At 70.7% G+C, this 22,006-nt stretch carries 19 protein-coding genes; 13 read left to right on the top strand and 6 right to left on the bottom strand.

Annotation, left to right across the window (positions count from 1 at the left end):
* Window positions 1–26: 26 nt before the first annotated feature.
* Window positions 27–818, bottom strand: coding sequence for an SDR family NAD(P)-dependent oxidoreductase (locus tag ACZZZB_RS11790; protein ID WP_191942016.1), 792 nt, complete (start codon window positions 816–818; stop codon window positions 27–29).
* A 208-nt stretch (window positions 819–1,026) separates the two neighbouring features.
* Here ACZZZB_RS11790 and ACZZZB_RS11785 point away from each other — a divergent pair, with 208 nt between their 5' ends.
* The 7 genes from ACZZZB_RS11785 (at window position 1,027) to ACZZZB_RS11755 (ending at window position 9,505) form a co-directional block, all read left to right on the top strand.
* Window positions 1,027–1,785 carry a DeoR/GlpR family DNA-binding transcription regulator gene (locus tag ACZZZB_RS11785; protein WP_463529742.1) on the top strand — a complete coding sequence of 253 codons (759 nt, stop codon included), beginning with the start codon at window positions 1,027–1,029 and terminating at the stop codon, window positions 1,783–1,785.
* A gap of 177 nt (window positions 1,786–1,962) precedes the next feature.
* Window positions 1,963–4,002 (top strand): bifunctional aldolase/short-chain dehydrogenase, encoded by a 2,040-nt coding sequence (locus ACZZZB_RS11780; RefSeq protein ID WP_463529741.1) that lies wholly within the window; start codon window positions 1,963–1,965, stop codon window positions 4,000–4,002.
* The gene (locus tag ACZZZB_RS11775) at window positions 3,999–5,462 is read left to right on the top strand and encodes a rhamnulokinase (RefSeq protein WP_202938742.1); all 1,464 of its coding nucleotides are present in this window, start codon (window positions 3,999–4,001) and stop codon (window positions 5,460–5,462) included. The genes ACZZZB_RS11780 and ACZZZB_RS11775 overlap by 4 nt, the downstream gene beginning before the upstream one ends.
* 9 nt (window positions 5,463–5,471) lie before the next feature.
* Entirely contained in the window at window positions 5,472–6,404 is a 933-nt protein-coding gene (locus tag ACZZZB_RS11770) for a 2-hydroxyacid dehydrogenase (RefSeq protein ID WP_229939472.1), read from the top strand.
* 121 nt (window positions 6,405–6,525) lie between these two features.
* Complete coding sequence (locus ACZZZB_RS11765) at window positions 6,526–7,362, top strand: FadR/GntR family transcriptional regulator (protein ID WP_137244198.1); 837 nt, start codon at window positions 6,526–6,528, stop codon at window positions 7,360–7,362.
* Window positions 7,355–8,695, top strand: coding sequence for an alpha-hydroxy acid oxidase (locus ACZZZB_RS11760; RefSeq protein ID WP_463529740.1), 1,341 nt, complete (start codon window positions 7,355–7,357; stop codon window positions 8,693–8,695). Before ACZZZB_RS11765 ends, ACZZZB_RS11760 begins: the two co-directional genes overlap by 8 nt.
* 141 nt (window positions 8,696–8,836) lie before the next feature.
* Window positions 8,837–9,505 (top strand): NAD(P)-dependent oxidoreductase, encoded by a 669-nt coding sequence (locus ACZZZB_RS11755; RefSeq protein ID WP_192019097.1) that lies wholly within the window; start codon window positions 8,837–8,839, stop codon window positions 9,503–9,505.
* Window positions 9,506–9,537: 32 nt separating this feature from the next.
* Here ACZZZB_RS11755 and ACZZZB_RS11750 read toward each other — a convergent pair whose 3' ends face one another.
* Together ACZZZB_RS11750 and ACZZZB_RS11745 are read right to left on the bottom strand one after the other, a co-directional pair.
* Window positions 9,538–10,296, bottom strand: a complete 759-nt coding sequence (locus tag ACZZZB_RS11750) for a polyprenol monophosphomannose synthase (RefSeq protein ID WP_229939476.1) — start codon at window positions 10,294–10,296, stop codon at window positions 9,538–9,540.
* A gap of 114 nt (window positions 10,297–10,410) precedes the next feature.
* The gene (locus ACZZZB_RS11745; protein WP_079706387.1) at window positions 10,411–10,644 is read right to left on the bottom strand and encodes a hypothetical protein; all 234 of its coding nucleotides are present in this window, start codon (window positions 10,642–10,644) and stop codon (window positions 10,411–10,413) included.
* Window positions 10,645–10,997: 353 nt separating this feature from the next.
* Here ACZZZB_RS11745 and ACZZZB_RS11740 point away from each other — a divergent pair, with 353 nt between their 5' ends.
* The 3 genes from ACZZZB_RS11740 (at window position 10,998) to ACZZZB_RS11730 (ending at window position 12,981) form a co-directional block, all read left to right on the top strand.
* Window positions 10,998–11,459 carry a DsbA family protein gene (locus tag ACZZZB_RS11740; protein WP_229939477.1) on the top strand — a complete coding sequence of 154 codons (462 nt, stop codon included), beginning with the start codon at window positions 10,998–11,000 and terminating at the stop codon, window positions 11,457–11,459.
* Between the two features lie 41 nt (window positions 11,460–11,500).
* Complete coding sequence (locus ACZZZB_RS11735) at window positions 11,501–12,415, top strand: alpha/beta hydrolase (protein WP_229939478.1); 915 nt, start codon at window positions 11,501–11,503, stop codon at window positions 12,413–12,415.
* A 65-nt stretch (window positions 12,416–12,480) separates the two neighbouring features.
* The gene (locus tag ACZZZB_RS11730; RefSeq protein ID WP_463529739.1) at window positions 12,481–12,981 is read left to right on the top strand and encodes an SRPBCC family protein; all 501 of its coding nucleotides are present in this window, start codon (window positions 12,481–12,483) and stop codon (window positions 12,979–12,981) included.
* Window positions 12,982–13,173: 192 nt separating this feature from the next.
* On the opposite strand, the gene ddaH is transcribed toward ACZZZB_RS11730, so the two are convergent.
* Window positions 13,174–14,055: a dimethylargininase gene (gene ddaH, locus ACZZZB_RS11725; protein WP_463529738.1), complete on the bottom strand. Its 882-nt coding sequence runs from the start codon at window positions 14,053–14,055 to the stop codon at window positions 13,174–13,176.
* A gap of 162 nt (window positions 14,056–14,217) precedes the next feature.
* Here ddaH and ACZZZB_RS11720 point away from each other — a divergent pair, with 162 nt between their 5' ends.
* On the top strand, window positions 14,218–14,655 hold the full coding sequence (locus tag ACZZZB_RS11720; protein ID WP_079706386.1) for an Lrp/AsnC family transcriptional regulator: 438 nt from the start codon (window positions 14,218–14,220) through the stop codon (window positions 14,653–14,655).
* Window positions 14,656–14,744: 89 nt separating this feature from the next.
* On the top strand, window positions 14,745–15,095 hold the full coding sequence (locus ACZZZB_RS11715) for a GntR family transcriptional regulator (protein ID WP_202939585.1): 351 nt from the start codon (window positions 14,745–14,747) through the stop codon (window positions 15,093–15,095).
* A gap of 14 nt (window positions 15,096–15,109) precedes the next feature.
* Here the strand turns inward: ACZZZB_RS11715 and ACZZZB_RS11710 are convergent, their stop codons facing one another.
* Window positions 15,110–18,871, bottom strand: a complete 3,762-nt coding sequence (locus ACZZZB_RS11710; protein ID WP_229939480.1) for a proline dehydrogenase family protein — start codon at window positions 18,869–18,871, stop codon at window positions 15,110–15,112.
* Window positions 18,872–19,170: 299 nt separating this feature from the next.
* Between ACZZZB_RS11710 and ACZZZB_RS11705 the strand changes: the two genes are divergently transcribed.
* Window positions 19,171–20,958: a phytoene desaturase family protein gene (locus ACZZZB_RS11705; protein ID WP_463529737.1), complete on the top strand. Its 1,788-nt coding sequence runs from the start codon at window positions 19,171–19,173 to the stop codon at window positions 20,956–20,958.
* A 29-nt stretch (window positions 20,959–20,987) separates the two neighbouring features.
* Here ACZZZB_RS11705 and ACZZZB_RS11700 read toward each other — a convergent pair whose 3' ends face one another.
* Window positions 20,988–21,983, bottom strand: coding sequence for a DNA-3-methyladenine glycosylase family protein (locus ACZZZB_RS11700; RefSeq protein ID WP_463529736.1), 996 nt, complete (start codon window positions 21,981–21,983; stop codon window positions 20,988–20,990).
* Window positions 21,984–22,006 lie beyond the last annotated feature (23 nt).

Genomic DNA, 22,006 nt, shown 5'->3' with positions numbered 1-22,006 from the left:
ACGAGGCAGCGGCCCGCGTCGTCAGCTCACACCACGGTGTACCCGCCGTCGATCCGGAAGCTCTGCCCGACGACGTAGGAGGAGCGCTCTCCGGCGAGGTAGACGACGAGGTCGCCGAGCTCGTCCGGCTCACCCATCCGGCCGGCCGGGATCCGCGACACCCAGTCCTCGGCCATGTCCGGATTGGCGGCGACGAAGTCACGCGTCATGTCGCTCGCGAAGTAGCCCGGTGCGATGGCGTTGACCCGGATCCCCAGCGGCAACCACTCGATCGCGAGACTGCTCGTGAGCATGGAGACGGCGGCCTTCGAGGCGTTGTACGCGGCCTGCGTCTGCGGCACGTTCACGGCGAAGGCGGACATCGAGGACACGTTCACGATGCTCGCGAGGTGACCCGCGTCGCGACGGTCGGCGACGAAGCGTCGCGCGAACTGCCGGGACACGAGGAAGGTCCCGGTGACGTTCACCCGGAAGAGCCGATCCCAATCGGCCACTTCGGTGTCGATCGCGCGGGCGCCGTGCGTCATCCCAGCGCTGTTGACGAGGATGTCCGGCGTCCCGAGGGTATCCGCGACGTGGTCGAGCGCGGCGTTCACGGATCCCTCATCGGTGACGTCGACCGGGAGCCCGATCACCGCGGGCGAGACCTGTGCATCGAGGACCGACGCGGCGTCGGCCACCGTCTCCAAACGGTCGAGGAGGGCGACCTGGGCGCCGGCTTCGGCGAGTGCCGTGGCCATCGCGAGCCCGAGCCCGCGGGCGCCTCCGGTGATGATCGCCGTGCGACCGGCGAGGACTGGTTCGTGTGTGGTTTCCATGGCGCCAGTCTAGAAGTTCCAGATGCTCATATATCTTTGCTCGTCCGTAACTCAGGACGCTTGCGGCGCGTTGCGCACGCCACGCCGCGTCATGTCGGCGACGCGCCGGAGTGCTCCTGAATTGGGAACCGTTCGGCATCCCTCGCTGTGACATCCTGTTGAGACGGACACGAACGGACACGTCCGACACCGATAGACAGGGGGCGGCATGGCCACGACCGGCACGCTCGGCGCCGAGGAACGACGGACCCGACTGACGGCGATCCTCGAACGCGACGGCAGCATCCGCCTCGACGATGCGGCTGCGGAGCTCGACGTGTCCTCGATGACCGTGCGACGCGACCTCGCCGACCTGGAGCAGCTCGGCCTGGTGCGGCGCGTCCGGGGCGGGGCGATCCCGACCCTGCGACCGAGGACCTTCACCGAACGGTCTGCGACGGGCGTCCGCGAGAAGGGCGCCATCGTCGAGAAGCTCCGGGCGCTCATCCCGACGGACGGCGCGATCGCGATCGACGCCTCCAGCACGGCCGGTGGCATCAGTCGACTGCTCGGCGAGTCGACCCTCACGGTGGCGACCAACTCCTACCCGAACTTCCTCCTCGCCGGCGCGAACCGCGAGGTCACCGCGATCCTCGTCGGCGGCCAAGCCGAGTCGCGCACCGACAGCTTCATCGGCCCCATCGCCTGCCAGGCGGCGTCATCGGCGCTCTACCGGCGCTTCTTCCTGTCGGCCGCCGCCATCGACCCGACCGTCGGCAGCTCGGAGGTCACCCTCGAAGAAGCGCAGGTCAAGCAGGCGTTCGCCCGCGCCTCCGACGAGACGATCCTCGTCGCCGCGTCCTCGAAGCTGGGGCAGCGCGCGATGGCGGTCGGCTTCGCCCTCGCGGACGTCGACCTCCTCGTCACGGAACTCGACCCCGCCGACCCCGCGCTCGACGCCTACCGCGACGCCGTCGAACTCCTCTGAGCACCCGGCCCCGCACGTCCCGTTCTCAGGAGTCACCGCGCGCGTCGCTCCGGGCCGACCGCAACGCGCCGAGGTTCTCCTGAGATCGGGACATCGCCATTGCGAGATCTGTGACTTCTTGTCATACTTAACACGATTGAACACCGGGCACGGGCGTGCCCCGACGAAGGAGTGCGAATGTCCGTGAACCCAACCGCTGCCGAGCTCATCGCCCGCAGCAACCGCCTCGGGAGCGACCCGAAGAACACCAACTACGCCGGCGGCAACACCTCGGCCAAGGGCACCGAGATCGACCCCGTCACGGGCGAGCCGGTCGAGCTCCTCTGGGTCAAGGGCTCCGGCGGCGACCTCGGCACGCTCAAGCCCGAAGGTCTCGCGGTCCTCCGCCTCGACCGCATGCGCGCCCTGCAGGACGTCTACCCCGGCCTCGACCGCGAGGACGAGATGGTCGCCGCCTTCGACTACACCCTGCACGGCAAGGGTGGCGCGGCCCCGTCGATCGACACCGCGATGCACGGCCTCGTCGACGCGGCCCACGTCGACCACCTGCACCCCGACTCCGGCATCGCCATCGCGACCGCCGCCGACGGCCCCGCACTCACCGCGAAGATCTTCGGCGACAAGGTCGTGTGGGTCCCGTGGCGTCGCCCCGGCTTCCAGCTCGGCCTCGACATCGCCGCCATCAAGGCCGACAACCCGCAGGCCATCGGCACCATCCTCGGCGGGCACGGCATCACCGCCTGGGGCGACACCTCCGAGGAGGCCGAGGCGAACTCCCTGTGGATCATCGACACCGCGGCCGCCTACATCGAGGCGAACTCCCGCCCCGAGCCCTTCGGTCCGGCGCTCGACGGCTACGCGGCCCTCCCCGAGGTCGAGCGTCGGGCCAAGGCGGCGGCTCTCGCGCCCACCATCCGCGGGCTCGCCTCCGCCGACCGCCCCGTCGTCGGCCATTTCACCGACAGCCCCGAGGTCCTCGACTTCCTGGCCTCGGCGGAGCACCCACGCCTCACCGCGCTGGGCACGAGCTGCCCCGACCACTTCCTCCGCACCAAGGTGAAGCCGCTCACGGTCGACCTGCCCGCCACAGCGAGCGTCGAGGAGGTCGTCGAGCGCCTCGGCACCCTGCACGAGGCGTACCGCGAGGACTACCAGGCCTACTACGACCGCCACGCCACGGCCGACAGCCCGGCCATCCGCGGGGCCGACCCGCTCATCGTCCTCGTCCCGGGCGTCGGCATGTTCAGCTTCGGCAAGGACAAGCAGACCGCCCGCGTCGCCGGCGAGTTCTACGTCAACGCCATCAACGTCATGCGCGGGGCCGAGGGGCTCTCCACCTACGCGCCGATCGACGAGGCTGAGAAGTTCGCGATCGAGTACTGGGCACTCGAGGAGGCGAAGCTGCAGCGTCAGCCTGCGCCGAAGCCACTCGCGACCCGCGTCGCGCTCGTCACCGGTGCCGCATCCGGCATCGGCAAGGCCATCGCCACGCGTCTCGTCGCGGAGGGCGCGGTCGTCGCGATCGCCGACCTCTCGCTGGAGAAGGCGCAGGCCGCAGCAGCCGAGCTCGGCACCACGGACGTCGCGATCGGCATCGCCGCCGACGTCTCGAACGAGGCCGCCGTCCAGGCCGCGATCGACGAGACGGTCCTCGCCTTCGGCGGGCTCGACCTCGTCGTCAACAACGCGGGCCTCTCGCTGTCGAAGTCGCTCCTCGAGACCACCGAGGCCGACTGGGACCTCCAGCACAACGTCATGGCGAAGGGCTCGTTCCTCGTCTCGAAGGCCGCCGCACGCGTGCTCATCGACCAGAAGCTCGGCGGCGACATCGTCTACATCTCGTCGAAGAACTCCGTGTTCGCGGGCCCGAACAACATCGCCTACTCCGCGACGAAGGCCGACCAGGCCCACCAGGTCCGCCTCCTCGCCGCGGAGCTCGGCGAGTACGGTGTGAAGGTGAACGGCATCAACCCCGACGGCGTCGTCCGCGGCTCCGGCATCTTCGCCTCGGGCTGGGGTGCGAACCGCGCGAAGACGTACGGCATCGACGAGCAGGACCTCGGAAAGTTCTACGCGCAGCGCACCATCCTCAAGCGCGAGGTCGTCCCCGAGAACGTCGCGAACGCGGTCTTCGCGATCTGCACGAGCGACTTCAGCCACACGACCGGACTGCACATCCCCGTCGACGCGGGTGTGGCCGCAGCCTTCCTGCGATGAGCGCGGCAGGCCGGAGCGGCACCGTCGCGGCGGTCGACCTCGGGGCCACGAGCGGGCGGGTCATGCTCGGCCACGTCGGCCCCGGCGAGCTGCGCCTCGTACCGGTCGCACGGTTCCCGAACACGCCCGTCCGCACGCCGGACGGCCTGCACTGGAACATCCTCGAGCTGTACCGCTCGATCGTCGCGGGGCTGTCGGGCGCAGCGAAGCAGGAGCCGCACCTCGCGAGCATCGGCATCGACTCGTGGGCGGTCGACTACGGCCTCCTCCGGCAGGGGCGCCTCCTCGGCGCACCGTTCCACTATCGCGACGAACGGACGGCGGCAGGTGTCGAGGCGGTCCACGGGACGGTCCCCTTCGCCGATCTCTACCGCGTGAACGGCCTGCAGTTCCTGCCGTTCAACACCGTCTACCAGCTCGCGACCGAGCGCGACGCCGGCATGCTCGACGTCGCCGACACCGCGCTCCTGGTGCCCGACCTCATCGCGCACTGGCTGACCGGTGCTCGCGTCGCCGAGGCCACCAACGCGTCGACCACCGGCCTCGTCCGCGCCGGCGAACCGACCAGGTGGGACGCCGGACTCCTCACCCGACTCGGCATCCCGGCGGCCGTCCTCCCGCCCATCGTCCAGCCGGGCGATCGCATCGGGACGCTCCTCGAAGCGGTCGCCGCCGAGGTCGGTCTGCCCTCGTCCACGCCCGTCACCGCCATCGGCTCACACGACACGGCCTCAGCGGTCGTCGCCGTCCCGATGACGACCCCGGATGCCGCCTACATCTCGTGCGGCACGTGGGGGCTCGTCGGGGTCGAGCTCGAACGACCTGTCCTCACCGAGGCGAGTCGAGCGGCGAACTTCACGAACGAGGGCGGCGTCGACGGACGCACCCGCTTCCTGCACAACGTGATGGGACTCTGGCTCCTGAGCGAGTCGGTGCGCACCTGGGAGCGCGGTGGCGAAACGATCGACCTGCCCGGGCTCATCGCCCAGGCCGCCGCGGTCGACGCACCGGTCTCGGTGTTCGATGCGAACGACCCCCGGTTCCTCGCCCCCGGCGACCTGCCGGCGCGCATCGCCGAGTTCCTCGTCGAGCACGGGCGTGCGGTGCCGCAGTCCCGTGCCGAGTTCGTCCGGTGCATCATCGAGAGCCTGGCCCAGGCGTTCGCGGATGCGGTCCACACGGCTTCCGAGCTGTCCGGGGTCCAGGTGCGCACGATCCACGTCGTCGGCGGTGGATCCCAGAACACGCTCCTGTGCCAGCTGACGGCCGACCGCGCGGGGATCCCCGTCATCGCCGGCCCGGTCGAGGCGACGGCGCTGGGGAACGTCCTGGTGCAGGCCAGGGCGGTGGGGATCATCGACGGCGACCTCGAGTCCCTGCGCGCCCTCGTCGCCCGTTCCTTCGAGCCGACCCGCTACGAGCCGCGCAAGCCTGCCGGCTCCACGTCCGTCAGCCGGTAGCGTCGCAGCATGACCGCTTCTCCACTCATCGTCAGCCTGCCCGCCGACCTGCGCGAGGAGGTGCTGTCGCAGGGCCCCCTCCCCGAGGGCGTCGAGTTCGTCGAATGGGATCTGCGCGCCGAACCGCCGGTCGAGCACATCGACCTCGTCGTGCCCGTGTACCTCGGCTCGAACAAGCCGCTCGCGAACGTCGCCGCGGTGACGCCGAAGCTCGTCCAGGTGCAGTCGATCGGCTACGACGGCCTCGCGGACCTCCTCCCCGCGGGCATCACGCTCGCCAACGCGGCGACCGTCCACGAGGCGTCGACGGCGGAGCTCACGGTCGGCCTCATCCTCGCCTCGCAGCGGGGCATCCCGGACTTCGTGCGCGCCGAGCGGACGGGCGAGTGGCTGCAGAGCCAGCGCCCGAGCCTCGCCGACCGCCGCGTACTCCTCATCGGGTACGGCGGGGTCGGAGCGGCCATCGAGGAGCGGCTGCTCCCGTTCGAGGTCGAGGTCACCCGGGTGGCGTCGAGCGCGCGGGAGGACGAGCGGGGGCCGATCCACGGCATCGACGAACTGCCCGGACTCCTGCCGCACGCTGAGATCGTCATCGTCGTCGTGCCACTCACCGACGGCACCCGCGGCTTGATCGGAGACGACTTCCTGGCGGCACTGCCCGACGACGCCCTCGTCGTGAACGTCGCCCGCGGCCCCGTCGCCGACACCGACGCCCTGGTGGAGCACGCGACGAGCGGTCGCATCCGACTCGCGCTCGACGTGACCGACCCCGAACCGCTGCCCGCCGACCACCCGCTGTGGTCCCTGCCGAACGTGCTCGTCTCCCCGCACATCGGGGGCGCGACGAGCGCCATGCTGCCGCGGATGGCGCGTCTCCTGCGTCGACAGATCGAACACCTGTTGGCCGACGAGGAGCCGGAGAACATCGTCCTCCGCACCTGAGACGGGCGTCGAGGTCCGTCGATTTCCCTTCGCAGAAAAATCTGCGGCGGGGGCTCGCGTTGAATCGGTTCAAGAGGTAGGGTTTGTGGTCTGACCACACCGCAGTGTCGAAGGAGGATCGATGAACGCACCAGCGACGGCCGCGCCGGCAGCGGCCGCGGCGACGCGGCCCGCCACCGCAGCGGCGGAGCCCAGGGCCTGGGAGGTCGTGCTCGCCCGCATCGAGTCGGACCTCCTCAGCGGTGTCCTCACCCCCGGCGACCGCCTGCCCGGCGAACGTCAGCTCGCGATCGACCTCGGTGTCGGCCGGTCCAGCGTCCGCGAGGCGATCCGCGTCTTGGAGGTCCTCGGACTCATCCGGACCCACACGGGATCCGGCCCCACCGCCGGCGCGATCATCGTCGCCACGCCGTCCGGTGGCATGGCCACCCTCATGCGGCTCCAGGTCGCCGCGCAGGGCTTCGCCGTCCAGGACGTGGTCGACACCAGGCTCGTGATCGAGACCGCGGTCGTCCACAGTCTGGCGTCGCGTGCCGAAGCAGCCGTCCCCGATCTCACGCACCCCGAGTCCCTGCTCGACGCGATGGACCAGCCCACCCTCACGGAGGCCGAGTTCCTCGCCCTCGACGCGCAGTTCCACCTGTCGCTCGCCGAGGCGGAGGGCAACCAGGTCCTCGTCGCCACGATGTCGGGTCTCCGTGACTCCATCGAACGCTACGTCCTGGCCGGTGTCCCACAACTGGCGTCGTGGTCAGCCACCGCCGACCGCCTGCGCGCCGAGCACCGGGGCATCGTGGAGGCGATCCGCCACGCCGACGCCGAGCTGGCCCGCCAGTCCGTCCGCTCCCACATCACCAACTACTACCAGGCTCGCGAACTGTCAGAAGACGACAGTCCGCACCCCTCGACACCCACCTCAAGCGACAGTTCGCGGAAAGAAGAGACAGACCATGGTTGAACGCCGCATCCCCAAGCCCCACGACCTCCTGCCGCTCATGCAGTTCAAGAAGCCGGAGTTCAACGCCCGGAAGCGCCGCCTGGCGGCCGCGACGACCATCGCCGACCTGCGCACGATCGCGAAGAAGGTCACGCCGACGGCGCCCTTCGACTACACCGACGGCGCCGCCGAGGGCGAGATCTCGCTGGCCCGGGCACGCCAGGCGTTCCAGGACATCGAGTTCCACCCGGCCGTCCTGAAGAACGTCGCGAACGTCGACACCGGCTGGGACGTCCTCGGCGAGCGCGTCGCGTTCCCCTTCGGCATCGCCCCGACCGGTTTCACCCGCATGATGCAGACCGAGGGCGAGCGCGCGGGAGCCTCCGCCGCAGCGGCCGCCGGCCTCCCCTTCACCCTGTCGACCATGGGCACGACCTCGATCGAGGACGTCAAGGCGGCGGCACCCGGTGGCCGCAACTGGTTCCAGCTCTACATGTGGAGTGAGCGCGAACGGTCGATGGCGCTCGTCGACCGCGCGGCAGCGGCCGGCTACGACACCCTCGTCGTGACGGTCGACACCCCCGTCGGCGGCGCCCGCCTGCGCGACGTCCGCAACGGCATGACGATCCCGCCGTCGCTCACCCCGAAGACCATCGTCGACGCGCTCCCCCGCCCGGCGTGGTGGATCAACTTCCTCACCACGGAGCCGTTGGCCTTCGCGAGCCTCGACCGCTGGTCGGGAACCGTCGCGGCGCTCATCGACACGATGTTCGACCCGACCGTCGGTCCTGACGAGGTCAAGTACATCCGCGAGCAGTGGAAGGGCAAGCTCATCGTCAAGGGCGTCCAGTCGGTCGCCGATGCGAAGCTCGCCGTCGACCTCGGTGCGGACGCCGTCCAGCTCTCCAACCACGGCGGCCGCCAGCTCGACCGCGCGCCGATCCCGTTCCACCTCCTGCCGAGCGTCGTGCGCGAGGTGGGCAAGGACGCCGAGGTGCACCTCGACACCGGCATCATGAACGGCGCCGACATCGTGGCGTCCGTCGCGCTCGGTGCGCGCTTCACCTTCATCGGCCGCGCGTACCTGTACGGACTCATGGCCGGTGGGCGCGAGGGCGTCGACCGCGCGATCCAGATCCTCTCGGGCGAGATCGTGCGCACGATGAAGCTCCTGGGTGTCGCGTCGCTCGAGGAGCTGCAGCCGCACCACGTGACCCAGCTGTCACGGTTCACGACGCTGCAGCCGATGCCGGAGCAGTCGTCGCTGAGCGCCGGCCGGCCGGCAGCCGCGAAGCCCGCGGCACCGGCCGCGCGGAAGGCTCCGGCCCGGAAGCCGTCGGCCGCGAAGGCCTGACCGCTCGACCGCACGCGGTCACCGCCGCACTCCACGGGTTGTCCCCGATGTCCTCCGTCGCCCCTTCGGGAACGATGGAACCGTCCCGACGGTCGCAGCACCTGCGCCGTCGGGCCGGTGTTCGACGATCTGGAGGCGACGGTGGCACAGCTCCTCGTGATCGGTGGGAGCGGCCGCACCGGGCGGCTCATCATCGGCGAGGCACTCCGCCGTGGCCACTCGGTCACCGCGCTCGTCCGCGACCCCGCCGCCGTCGTTCCGGGCGACCGGCTGACGGTGGTCCAGGGGTCTCCCCTGCGGAGTGAGGACGTCGAGGACGCCATGCGTGGCGCGCAGGCCGTGATCATCGCCCTCAGCAACATCGGCTCGTCCGACTGGCCGTGGGCGCGCCAGGTCAGCCCTCCCGACCTCATCTCGAACGCCGTGCGGGTCGTGACGGATGCGATGCGCTCGCGTGGCCTCCGCCGAATCGTCCTCCTCTCCGCGCTCGGTGCCGGCGAGTCGGTCCGGAGCGTCCCCGCCGGCCTGCGGTGGGCGACGCACTTCCTCCGGCTCGGCACCGTCTACGCCGATCACGAGCAGGCGGACGCGTTCCTCCGCCGCTCGGAGCTCGACTGGACCATCGTGCACCCGACCGTGCTCTCTGCCAGCGACGCCCGACGCCCGGTCGTGTCGTCACCGCCGGGAAGCTGGCCGAGCTCGCTCCGGATCCCTCGCTGCGACGTCGCCGCGTTCCTCGTCGACGCTGTCGACGACGAGGACCTCATCGGCTCGGCCCCGGTCATCTCCTCGGGGCCGCGCCGCAGCTGACGGTGCGCCCGCCGATGGGGCGCCACCGCGACTCAGGAGCCGGCGGCCGCCCGTGACGCTGCCGGACGACGCCCGATGATGCGGTCCGTCAGTTCGCAGACGCCCCACCAGGTGACGCGGAGCATCGCCTCGACGACGATGCCGCTCGTCATCTTGGAGGCCCCGAGCGTCCGCTCGGTGAAGGTGATCGGCACTTCGACGATCCGCAGACCGGCGCGGTTCGCGTGCCAGAGCATGTCGACCTGGAAGCCGTAGCCGTGGCTGTGGACCTCGTCGAGCTGCAGCCGACGCAGTGCGTCAGCGCTGAACACGCGGTAGCCGCCGGTCACGTCCCGCGCGGGGAGCCGGAGCGCGAACCGGGCGTAGGCACTGCCGACCCGTGAGATGGCCTCGCGATGCTTGGGCCAGTTGACGACGGTGCCGCCCGGGACCCAGCGCGACCCGAGGACGACGTCCGCGTCCGCGGTGGCCGCGAGGAGGGCCGGCAACTGCTCGGGGGCATGGGATCCGTCGGCGTCCATCTCGACCACATTGCCGAATCCGCGCCCGAGTGCCCAGGAGAAGCCGGCCTTGTACGCGGCGCCGAGCCCTTCCTTGCCGGTGCGGTGCAGCACGTGCACCGCGTCGTGCTCGGCAGCGAGCCGGTCGGCGATCGCTCCGGTGCCGTCGGGTGAGTTGTCGTCGACCACGAGCACCTCGACGGAGGGAGCAGCGACACGGACGCGCGCGACGATCCTCTCCAGGTTCTCGCGTTCGTTGTAGGTGGGAATGATGACCACCGTGGAATCCATGTGCCGTCCTCGTGTCTGCTCAGCCAGCGTAGCGCGCTGAACAGGACCGTATCGGCGGCCTCCGTCTGGACGGCCGGACGCTCAGGAAACGGTCGGCGAACGTCCGGCTGGGGGTCAGTTGTTGCTGGCGAAGTGCGCCGGGATGAAGATGGCGAGCGCGATCATGAGGATGCCACCCATGAACCAGACGGCCTGCAGGACGTCCGTGCGGAACGCCTCGCCGAATGCCCACATGCCGCCGGCGAACAGGGCGAAGGCGATCACGACCCAGAACCCCGTCGCATCGCTCAGGGTGCCGGAGCGCCCTGCGTTGGCGCGTTCGTGGTCACGTCGTTCTCCGGCGTCCATGGGTGCCCTTCCTCAGGTTCAAGCGGTCAGTGCAGGTATACGCCGCCCCACTGGGACCCGCAACCCTCTCGGCCAGACCGATGATCGTGCAAGGCCGGTGCGGCTGAGGTCGCCGAGCGACTTGCGGGGTCGCTTCGGACAATCGGCGGACCCCATGCGGCCCGCCTGGGGTCGTACCCCATTGTCGTGGCGGAGCGGCGGTTCATAGCGTCGGAGCACCACGTCCGCTCCCGACGACAGGAGAACCATGACCGCACTCACCCCCACCCAGCAGGAGACCATCGAGCAGGAGGTCTGCGAGATCCTCGAAGTGGACCCCGCCGCCGTCAGCACGGGCCGACCGCAGGCTGCGGGTGACCTGGCCAGTCGACACCAACGCCCAATGGGAGGTGTCGGCGATCGCCCTCGCCGCGACGCTCCGCGCGGATCAGCAGCTCGGGAAACGCCTCGCATACGCGCTCTCGACGGCGCGCTGGCAGCACGGCGTCGACGTGCACGAGGAGACTCAGGTGGCGGAGGTGCTCCGAACCTGCGACCTGGACCCGGCCCTCGCGGTCCTGCACGCCACGGACGAGGGCTCTGAGCTCGGTCGTACGCTCCTCACCGAGCTCGACCGGGACGGCGTCTTCGGTGTGCCGCTCGTGATCGTCGGACGGGAGCCGTTCTGGGGGATCGACCGGCTGACCGCGGCAGCGGCGGCGGACGGCCTGACCGGCTCGCCGTCGATCGATCCGGACGGTGACCCGGGCCCCAAGCCTCAGGGCTCTGAGAGCGGCGAGAATGCTGCCGATGACCATGCGGGCGGTTGTGGGTGATCACGGAACATTGGTATGTTACATGTGATATTGGAGGTAGGATGCAGATCAACGACGCGTCGCGCGACGAGCCCGCGATGATCCGTCTCGTGGCAAGGTTCGCCGCCTTCGCGCTCCTGCATCCACGGCGCCGACCGCCACATCGTCGGCCCAGCGACCACGGGGTGGCCGACTGGCGTTCGATCTCGGTGGCCACGGACCGCGGACGGCTCGACGGCTGGCTGCTGCACGGCCGACGCGATCGACTCGCCCTGGTCGGGCATGGCATCGGACTGTCCCGATCCGCCTCGCTCGACCAGGCCGCGCACCTCCACCGCCGCGGCTACACCGTCCTCCTCTTCGACCTCCGCAACCACGGCCGGTCGCACCGTGACCCCTCCGGGACAGGCATCGCCGACCGCTTCACCACCGACATCGAGCAGGCGGCTCAGACCCTGCGGGCCGACCACGGCTCCACCGATGCGCTCCTCCTCGTCCTCGGCACCTCCTTCTCCACCTTCCCGAGTCTGGCGGCCGTAGCGCGTGGCTCCGCCCGGATCGACGCACTCGTCTGTGACAGCGGACCGGGGCTCACGCTCGATTCCCTGTTCACCGGCTTCTTCCGCGCGGGGTTCGGCCCGCGCGTCCCCGGCTTCCGCAGCCCGGAACGACGGGCGGCGCTGTACCGGGCGATCGCCAGTGACGCGGTCCGACGTCTCGGTTCTTCCTGGCCCCCCGAACCCGCGAAGGGCGATCTCGCGCGGACGCCGATGCTGTTCATCACCGGCTCCACGGACGACATCATGCCGCCGAGCGAAGTACGACGATTGACCGACCGCTACGACACGGCTCAGCTGGTCACCCTCGACTGCGGCCACCTGCGCGGCAACAAGGATCAGCGCGAGCGCTACTACACCGAGCTCGACGCCTTCCTCACCGCGGTCGAGACCGTCCACACGGACCGCGGCGCCCCGTGAGTGCTCGTGGCCCCGACCTCCCGCAGCGCCCCCCGTGGCACTGGTGCGGAGCATTGCCCGAGGGGATGGCCGTTCCGCGACCGCGCAACCCGCTCGTCCAGCGCGGCGCCGAGCAGCGTTGGACGAGGGCGGTCTGGGCGGCGGCCACACCGGCGACCGCCTTCTCGTGGCTCTGCCAGCTCCGGGTCGCCCCGTACAGCTACGACCTGCTCGACAACGGCGGACGGCGCAGTCCCCGCGCGCGGAACCCGGAGCTCCTCGCCGTGCGGACGGGCGATCCGGTGATGACCATCTTCACCACGACCGCCGTTGAGCCGGGACGGTCCATCGCCGTCCGCATGAACCCGGGCGTTGCGACGTTGCTGTTCGGGGCGATCGAGCTCCGGTACACCACGATCCCAGCCGGAGCGGGGGTCTGGCTCCTCGCGGAGATGCTCGTCCCGCCCACCCCTGGACCCTTCGGGCGAGTCCGGCGGACAATCCTGGCCTGGGGCGACTTCGTGATGATGCGGAAGCAGCTGCTCGTGCTCGCTCACCTCGCCGCAGCGGAGGACGCCGCCACCTGAGGCGTACGGCGCTCAACGACCTCGAGGAGGCGCTGGAACTCTTCAGTTCGGGCGTCGTAGCCCCGCGGGGGTGTCCAAATCGGGCCCACCCTTACCCCCGCGACAATCATGCAAGTCGTATGACCTACTCACACGAGTATACATGTGAAATATTACCCGTGGAGCGAGAAGGAGCGGACGGGATGGAGCGGGCTACGCGCGCAGCTCGAGGGTGCAGCACTTCACGCCGCCGCCGCCGAGCAGCAGCTCGGACAGGTCGACGCCGATCGGCGTGTAGCCGCGCTCGCGCAGTTGACCCTCGAACCCGATTGCCCGGGCGGCGATGACGACCTCGCGACCGTTCGAGATCGAGTTGAGGCCGAGGACGGCTGCGTCCTCGGTGCTCACGTGGATCGCGTCGGGGTAGCGCTGCTCGAGGATGCGGTTGCTCGCCTCGTCGAACGCGGTCGGCAGGTAGGCGATGTTCGCGGGCGAGCCGTCGGCGGGAGCCTCCGGGTCGAGCACGGCGATCGCGGTGTCGAGGTGGTAGAAACTCGGGTTCACGAGGTTGAGGGTCACGACCTCGCGGTCGAAGATCCGACGCACCTCCTCGTGGCTGCGGGGATCGGTGCGGAACCCGGTCCCGGCGAGGATGGTGTCGCCGACGAGCATGATGTCGCCCTCGCCCTCGTTCACGAACTCGGGGCGCTCGACGCGGAACCCGTTCGCCTCGAACCAGTCCATGTAGGCCGGCCCCTCGGGGATGCGCTCCTCGTAGGTGAACTTCGCCCCGTAGGCGATGCCGTCGAGCGTGAAGCCGCCGTTCGCCGCGAAGACCATGTCCGGCAGGCCGTCGAGCGGGTCGATGAGGTCGATCCGGTGGCCGAGATCGAGGTAGGCCTGGTGCAGCTGTTCCCACTGCGACACCGCGAGCGAGGTGTCGGTCGGGTCGTCCGGGTTCATCCAGGGGTTGATCCGGTAGCTGACGGTGAAGCGGTCCGGCCGGCACATGAGGTACCGGCGACGGTTCGCGACGCGGGTGCCGGTCGCGGCGTCCTGCGTGGTGGGGGTGGGGTGGTTGAGCGTCGACGACACGTCGGCCTCCAAACGAGCGAGGGTCGGCGGACGAGGTCCAGGGGCCCGGGGGCACGCCACGTTCATCATTGCATGCGATTCGCAGCGTTTTCACGGAGTTTGGCGCAGGAATGCTGCGAAGTGGCAGCTTTTCGCGCAATGATTGCGCTTACACTGAGTCTCATGGACAACCTCGACCGCGGCATCATCGACCTGCTCCGACAGAACTCACGCGCCGGCTACGGCGACATCGGCACGGTCGTGGGCTTGTCGGCCTCAGCGGTGAAGCGACGCGTCGACCGCCTCGTCGCCGACGGGGTCATCCAGTCGTTCACGATCCAAGTCGACCCCACGGTCGACGGCATGCAGACAGAAGCCTACGTCGAACTCTTCTGCCGCGGCACCGTGTCCCCCAACGAGCTGCTGCGGATCCTGTCGGGCGTCCCGGAGGTCGTCGACGCGGGCACCGTCACCGGGAGTGCCGACGCCATCGTGCACATGCGTGCCCGCAACATCCCAGCCCTCGAGGACGCCCTGGAGAAGGTGCGGATCGCCCCCAACGTCGACCACACCCGCAGCGCGATCGTCCTCACCCGCCTCATCCACCGCCACATCGACTGACCCCTCCCCCGGCCCGCGAACGGTCACCAACGCACAGTGCGGCGCGTCCGAAGTCGCCATTCGTGACCGTTCGCGGGCAGGATGGGCGGATGGAGTGGACGATTCAGACGGGGACCAGTGTGTTCGAGCAATTGCGGACGCAGGTGATCGAGGCCGTCCGCGATGGACGGCTGGCGACCGGGGCGAAGCTCCCGACGGTGCGCGGGCTGGCCGACGAGCTGGGGATCGCACCGAACACCGTCGCCAAGGCGTACCGGCTGCTCGAGACCGACGGGGTCATCGAGACCCGGGGGCGCGCAGGGACGTTCGTGTCAGCGCACGGCGACGCGATCGACCGGCAGGCGCAGCTGGCAGCGGCGGCGTACGCGGACCGCATCCGGGACCTCGGCGTCTCGCCGGAGGACGCCGTGGCGCTCGTGGAGGCCGCGCTCCGCGCCTGACGTCGCTGCCCGGCTCAGATGACGCTCTGGGACCACGGATCGGGGTTGCCGAACCGGTGCGCGGTGATCGAGATCGCCTGTTCGCGGAGGAACGGCAGCAGCTCCACCCGTCCGGCCTGGGTGACCGGCCCACCCCAGATCGCGATCTCGGGATCGCCGCCGAGCGCCTCAGCGAGTCGCTTCGCGAGCGGCTCAGGCTCGGAGGCCTCCGTTCCGGGTTCCGCTTCCGCGACCGTCTCGGGACGCGGACCGACGATCCGTACCCGGGTCGCGACCGGCGGCTCCTGGCCCAGCTCGCCCGTGTCGATCGACCCGCGGGCCGCCATCCGGGTCAGCCACTGCTCGTCGGTCTCCAGCGAGACGGGGATGCTCAGCTCGGACAGCCAGTCGCGGACCTCGCGCGGCAACCGCCCGCCGAGACTGACGGTGAACCGTGACCGCGACCGCACCGCGGCGATGAGCACCCGCAGCGCATCGCCCAGGTCGGCCCCCGATGCGACCCGCACCGCGACCGGAACCGGCCGGTAGCGCAGGAGGTTCCGTTCCACGCCGAGCTGCGAGACGTCCTTCACCTCGCCGAACTCGTTCCCCCACGCGATCGCGTCACTGAGCGCCGACCGTCGCAGCACGTCGAAGGCCTCGTAGGTGAGCGACGGCTGGGCCGCCTCGATGAGCTTCACGATGCGGGTGTCGAGCCCGCGGAGGTGCAGGCTGCGGCTCGCCGATCCCGGATCCGGTCGCCACTCGCCGAGCCCGAACAGGTAGTTGGGGCCACCGGCCTTCGTGCCGGTCCCGACCGACGAACGCTTCCACCCGCCGAAGGGCTGGCGCTGCACGATCGCACCGGTGATGCCCCGGTTGACGTACAGGTTGCCCGCCTCGACGGTGTCGAGCCACTCCCCGAGATCGACCGGGTCGAGGGTGTGTAGGCCCGCGGTCAGCCCGTAGGGGGTCGCGTTCTGCAGGGCGATCGCCTCGGTGAGGTTCGCGGCCTGCATGACACCGAGGACCGGGCCGAAGTACTCGGTCACGTGGAAAGGCGAGCCCGGCTGGACACCGGTGCGGACCCCCGGTGACCAGAGGCGCTCGCTCGGCTGGCCGAAGTTGACCGAGGAGTCGTCGAGCAGCTTCGGCTCGACGAGCCACTTCTCGCCGAGGCGCAACTCGGTCAGCCCGGCGAGGAGCTTCTCCCCCGCCGGCTCGACGATCGGCCCCATCTGCGTCCGCGCATCGGACGGCCAGCCGACCCGGAGCGAGCGGACGGCGTCCTCGAGCTGCCGCAGGAAGCGGTCGGATCGGGCGACCGAGCCGACGAGGATCACGAGCGACGCGGCGGAGCACTTCTGCCCGGCGTGCCCGAAGGCGCTCTTCACGATGTCGGCGACGGCGAGGTCGAGGTCGGCACTCGGCGTGACGATGATCGCGTTCTTCCCGCTCGTCTCCGCCAGCAGCGGCAGGTCGGCACGCCACCCACGGAACAGCTGCGCCGTCTCGAAGGAACCGGTCAGGATCACCCGGTCGACGGCCGGGTGGGAGACGAGCCGACGACCGAGGTCGCCCTCCGCCACGTCGGCGAGCACGAGGAGGTCGCGCGGCACCCCGGCGTCCCAGAGCGCCTCGACGACCACCGCTGCGCACCGCTTGGCCTGTGGAGCGGGCTTGATGATCACACCACTGCCGGCGGCGAGCGCCGCGAGGACGCCTCCGGCCGGGATGGCGACGGGGAAGTTCCAGGGCGGCGTCACGACCGTGAGCGCGGAGGGGACGAAGCTCGCGCCGTGCACGCTCTCGAGCAGGGGTGCGTTGGCCGCGTAGTAGTGCGCGAAGTCGACCGCCTCACTCACCTCGGGATCGGCCTCGGCGATCGTCTTGCCGGTCTCGCTCGCCATGACCTCGATGAGGTCCGCCCGACGGGAGGCGAGGACCCGAGCTGCAGCGTGCAGGACGGCGGCCCGTTCGGCAGCGGGTCGGGCTCCCCATCGCTCACCGGCGGCGCGGACCATCGTGATCGTGCGTTCGAGGACGCGTGGGTCGTCGATGGCTGCGGCCGCGACCGCGGAGCCACCGAGGGTCGACTGCGGGACGCGCGCCAGGATCGACGCTCCCCACGCCCGGTTCGCCGCGAGCGAGGGGTCGGTGTCGGCGGTGTTCTCGAAGCCCGGGGCGCCGTCGACGACACCACCACGCTCCGAACGGGAGAAGACCGCCGTCTCGACGTACGCGGAGGACGGATCGGCGTGGAAGCGGTCCTCGCCGCCGCTCGATCCGCGTTCCAGCCCGAGGACCTGCTGCGTGAGTCCCGCGTCGGGCGCCTGTGCGGGATCGCGGAAGCGGTCGTCCCCGTCGTTGTCGGGCAGCGGTGCCTCCGGGGCCTCCGCGGCGCGGTCCTGCGTCCGGTTGGGGGTCGGCACCTGCCCGGCGGTCTCTCCGAGGGCGTCGACTGACGCGAGGAACCGACGTCGCTCGCGTGCGAACAGGGTCGGCTTCTCGGCGAGCTCGAACACCGCCGACATGAAGTTCTCCTCGCTGGCGTTCTCCTCCAGACGGCGGACGAGATAGGAGATCGCGACGTCGAACTCCTTCGGGTTCACGACGGGCGTGTACAGCAGCACCGTCCCGACGTCCCGCTTGATGGCCTCGACCTGACCGGTCGCCATCCCCAGCAGCATCTCGAAGTCCACCCGCTCACGCACACCGCGGTCACCGGCGAGGAGCCACGCGTAGGCGATGTCGAAGAGGTTGTGCCCGGCGACGCCGACCCGCACGACGTCCGTGTGCGCCGGCGTGAGCGCCCAGTCGAGCACGCGTTTGTAGTTGGTGTCGGTCTCGCGCTTCGATCCGGTCGTCGCGAGCGGCCAGCCGTGGATCGCCGCGTCGACCCGCTCCATCGCGAGGTTCGCGCCCTTCACCAGCCGCACCTTGATGGGCGCGCCACCGGCGGCCACGCGCTGCTTCGACCAGGCGGTGAGCTGCATCATCGCTTCGAGGGCGTCGGGCAGGTAGGCCTGGATGACGATGCCAGCCTGGTACTGCAGCAGCTGCGGCTGGTCGAGGAGTCGGGTGAAGACCGCGATGGTGAGGTCGAGGTCGCGGTACTCCTCCATGTCGAGGTTGATGAAGGTGCCGGTCGCGAGCCCCTCCTCGTAGAGCGGCACGAGGCGACGGACGATGCGGTCGACGACCTGCTCGAACGACCACATGGAGAGCTGGCTGGCGATCGACGAGACCTTGATGGACACGTAGTCGACGTCGGGGCGCTGCAGGAGCTCGCGGGTGCCGGCGAGCCGTTTCGCCGCCTCGCCCTCGCCGAGGACGGCCTCCCCGAGGAGGTTCAGGTTGAGTCGGGAACCGTCGGCGCGCAGTTTCGCGATCGCGTTGCCGAGCTCACGAGGACGGCTGTCGACGATGAGGTGGCCGACCATGCCCCGGAGGACGCGGCGCGCGGCGGGGACGACGACCCAGGGCAGGACCGGACCGACCAGACCGCCCGTGCGGACGGCGGCCTGCTCGTACCAGGGCAGGAACCGCGGCGTCCGACCGGCGAGGGCGGCGAGGGCGTTCCCGGCGACGAGCGGGTCCTCCGGGCGCATGACGCCGTCGACGAAGCCGACGGTGAACTCGAGGCCGTTGGGGTCGCGCAGCACGCCGGCGAGCCGCTCGGCGGCGGGATCGGTCGGAGCTTCCGCCCCTTCGTCGACCCATTTCGACGCGAGGGCGATCGCACGATCCGCGAGTCCGACCGGTTCGGTGGGACCCTCGTTCGCAACGTTCGCCATGCTGCTCAGCCTATGCGCCGATCCGCCGATCCCCGCTGAGGCTCGCGAGTACACGCCTGGCGGCTGAGCACCCCGGTCGGTCGCCGCCCTTCGACAAGCTCAGGGACCGGTGGGCCATGTCGCGGAGACCCCGCCCCGGCCGCCGCCCTTCGACAAGCTCAGGGACCGGTGGGCCATGTCGCGGAGACCCCGCCCCGGCCGCCGCCCTTCGACAAGCTCAGGGACCGGTGCACCACATCGCTGAGACCCCTCCCCGGTCACTGAGCCTGTCGAAGTGCGCCTGCGAATAGGGTGTGGTCATGCATTCCGTCGAGCAGTACGACGCCGTCATCGTCGGCGGCGGGCACAACGGCCTCACCGCCGCCGCCTACCTCGCACGCGCGGGCAAGCGCGTCCTGCTCCTCGAACGCCTCGACCATACGGGTGGAGCAGCCGTCTCGGAACGTCCGTTCCCCGGCGTGGACGCACGTCTGTCCCGGTACTCGTACCTCGTCAGCCTGCTGCCCCAGCGGATCATCGACGAGCTCGGGCTCGACGTCCGGCTCGTCCGGCGCCGCTTCTCGTCCTACACGCCCGACCCCGCGAACCCCGGCACGGGTCTCCTGATCGACAACCGTGACGACGACGCCACCGTCGCGTCGTTCGCGTCGATCGGGTATCCGGAGGACGCCGCGGGCATCGCCGAACTGCACCGTCGGATCGGTCACCTGGCCTCGGTGCTCTGGCCGACCGTGCTCGAGCCGCTCCGCAGCCGTTCCGACGCGCGTGACGCGGCGATCGCCGCCGCCGCGGACCTCGGGGTGCCGGCCGCGGAGGTCGCGTCGATCTGGTCGGCGGTGTTCGATGAGCCGATCGGCCGTGCCATCGAGGACGCCGCGCGTTCCGACCTCGTCCGCGGCGTCGTCTTCACGGATGCGCTCATCGGCACCTTCGCCCGCGCCGACGACCAGACCTTGCAGCAGAACATCTGCTTCCTCTACCACCTGATCGGCGGCGGGACGGGCGACTGGGACGTCCCGGTCGGCGGCATGGGCGCGGTCACGGACGCGCTGCGCCGCGCGGCCGAGGAGGCCGGCGCCGAGATCCGGACGCTCGCCGAGGTGACCTCCATCCAACCGGAGCACGGGCTCGTCGCCTACGTGGACCTCGCCGCGGAGGCGGAACTTGAGGCGACCGAACCGATATCGACGCTGGACCGGTTCCGGCCTCGCCCCGGGGTCGTCGTCCGCGGCGAGTGGATCCTGTCGGGTGCGGCTCCGGCGGTGCTGGAGCGCCTCCTCGACCCGGCGGCGGAGCAACGGGCGGTCGCGGCCGCGTACGCCGCGTGGTCGGCAGCGCGGGGGACGCCGGTGCAGTGGAGTGATGCCGACGCGATCCTCGGCACGGCGCCAGCGCCGGAGGACGGTGTCCCGCATCCCGAGGGCGCCCAGGTGAAGGTGAACCTGTTGCTGCGGAGGCTCCCCGAGCTCCTCGACCCGGCCGTCGATCCGTCGGCGGCGTTCGGCGGCACCTTCCACATCAACGAGGGCTGGGCGCAGCTGGAGCACGCCTACCTCGAGGCGGAGGCCGGCCGGATCCCCGACCCGCTGCCGTGCGAGATCTATTGCCACACGCTGAGCGACCCCAGCATCCTCTCGCCGGAGCTGCAGGCCTCGGGGGCGCAGACGCTCACCGTGTTCGGCCTCCATGTGCCGCATCGGCTCGCGGTCGCTGCGGACGCGGTCCCCGGCGGCCACGACGCCTTCCGTGACGCGCTGCAGGCCGCGGTACTGCGATCGTTGGAATCGGTGATCGCGGAACCCATCGAGGACCTGCTGCTGCTCGACGCCGAGGGGCGGCCCTGCATCGAGACGCGGACGACGCTCGACCTCGAGCGCTCCCTGGCGATGCCGGGCGGGAACATCTTCCACGGCCCGCTGTCGTGGCCGTTCCTGGAGGACGACGCCCCACGGGCCACGGCGGCCGAGCGGTGGGGCGTCGCGACGGCGCACCCACGCGTCCTGCTCTGCGGCGCCGGGGCCCGACGCGGTGGCGCGGTCAGCGGACTCGGTGGGCACAACGCCGCGATGGCCGTCCTGGACGCCTGACCCGCACGCCGGAGAACGCGCTGACGCGCTCAGTGGTGACGGTGGTCCTGGATGGTGATCTTCGGGCCACGACGCGGCTTGTGGATGCCGCTCCGACCGATGAGCCGCAGCACCCGCTGCCGGTGACCCGCCCAGGGAGCGAGCAGTTCGAGCATGCCGTCGTCGTCCACGGGTGAGCCGGTGAGCGCCTGCCCCACCGAGGCCGCGAGGTGGTAGTCACCGACACTCACGGCGTCGGGGTCACCGTGCGCTCGGAGCGTCACCTCGGCGGCCGTCCACACGCCGATGCCCGGCAGACTCTGGAGGCGCCGTGACGCGTCATCGGGGTGCTCGTCGATCGTCCGCTCGATCGCGGAGGCGAGTCGCGACGACCGCACGACCGTCTCCGAGCGCTGCGGCCCGACACCCGCCGTATGCCACTCCCAGCTCGGGATCATCCGCCAGGTCTCGGCGGACGGCGCGACGACCATGCCCTCCGGGGCTGGACCAGGAGCGACATCGCCATGTCGGCGCACGAGTGACCGCCACGCACGCCACGCTTCGAGTGCGGTCACCTTCTGCTCGAGGATCGACGGCACGAGCATCTCGAACACGAGCCGGTTGCGGCTCAACCGCAGTCCAGGGTTCCGCCGGGACACCTCGGTGAGCAGCGGGCTCCGGCTCACGTCGAGTTCCGACCAGTCGTCCTCGCGGCCGAGCAGCTCCGGCACACCGGCGATCATCCACTCGGCACCCGGACCCCAGGCGGCCGCCTCGACCTCGCCGTCGCGGACCGTCGAGACGTACAGGGTCGCGCCGCCCTGTGGGGTGCGCGCCGTCAGCCAGACCCCGCCAGGCGTTCGGCGATAGCACGGGCCGTCGCCGCCCCGGGCGATGAGGCGCAGGGTGCTGTGGACGTCGAGTGGACCACTCGGGCGGTACACCGTCCGAACCGGCTCCGCCACGCGCGACGCCGGTCCGGTCGGCTGCAGCGCGGCCTCGACGGACGACAGCGATGGAGCGGCGAACGATGTGGTGGCGGACATGGTGGTCACCCTACGTGGTGACC

It is taken from the genome of Plantibacter sp. AC185 (assembly GCF_979258065.1).
The sequence above is the reverse complement of the archived record's forward strand: the minus strand, read 5'-3'. Positions and strand labels throughout refer to the sequence as shown.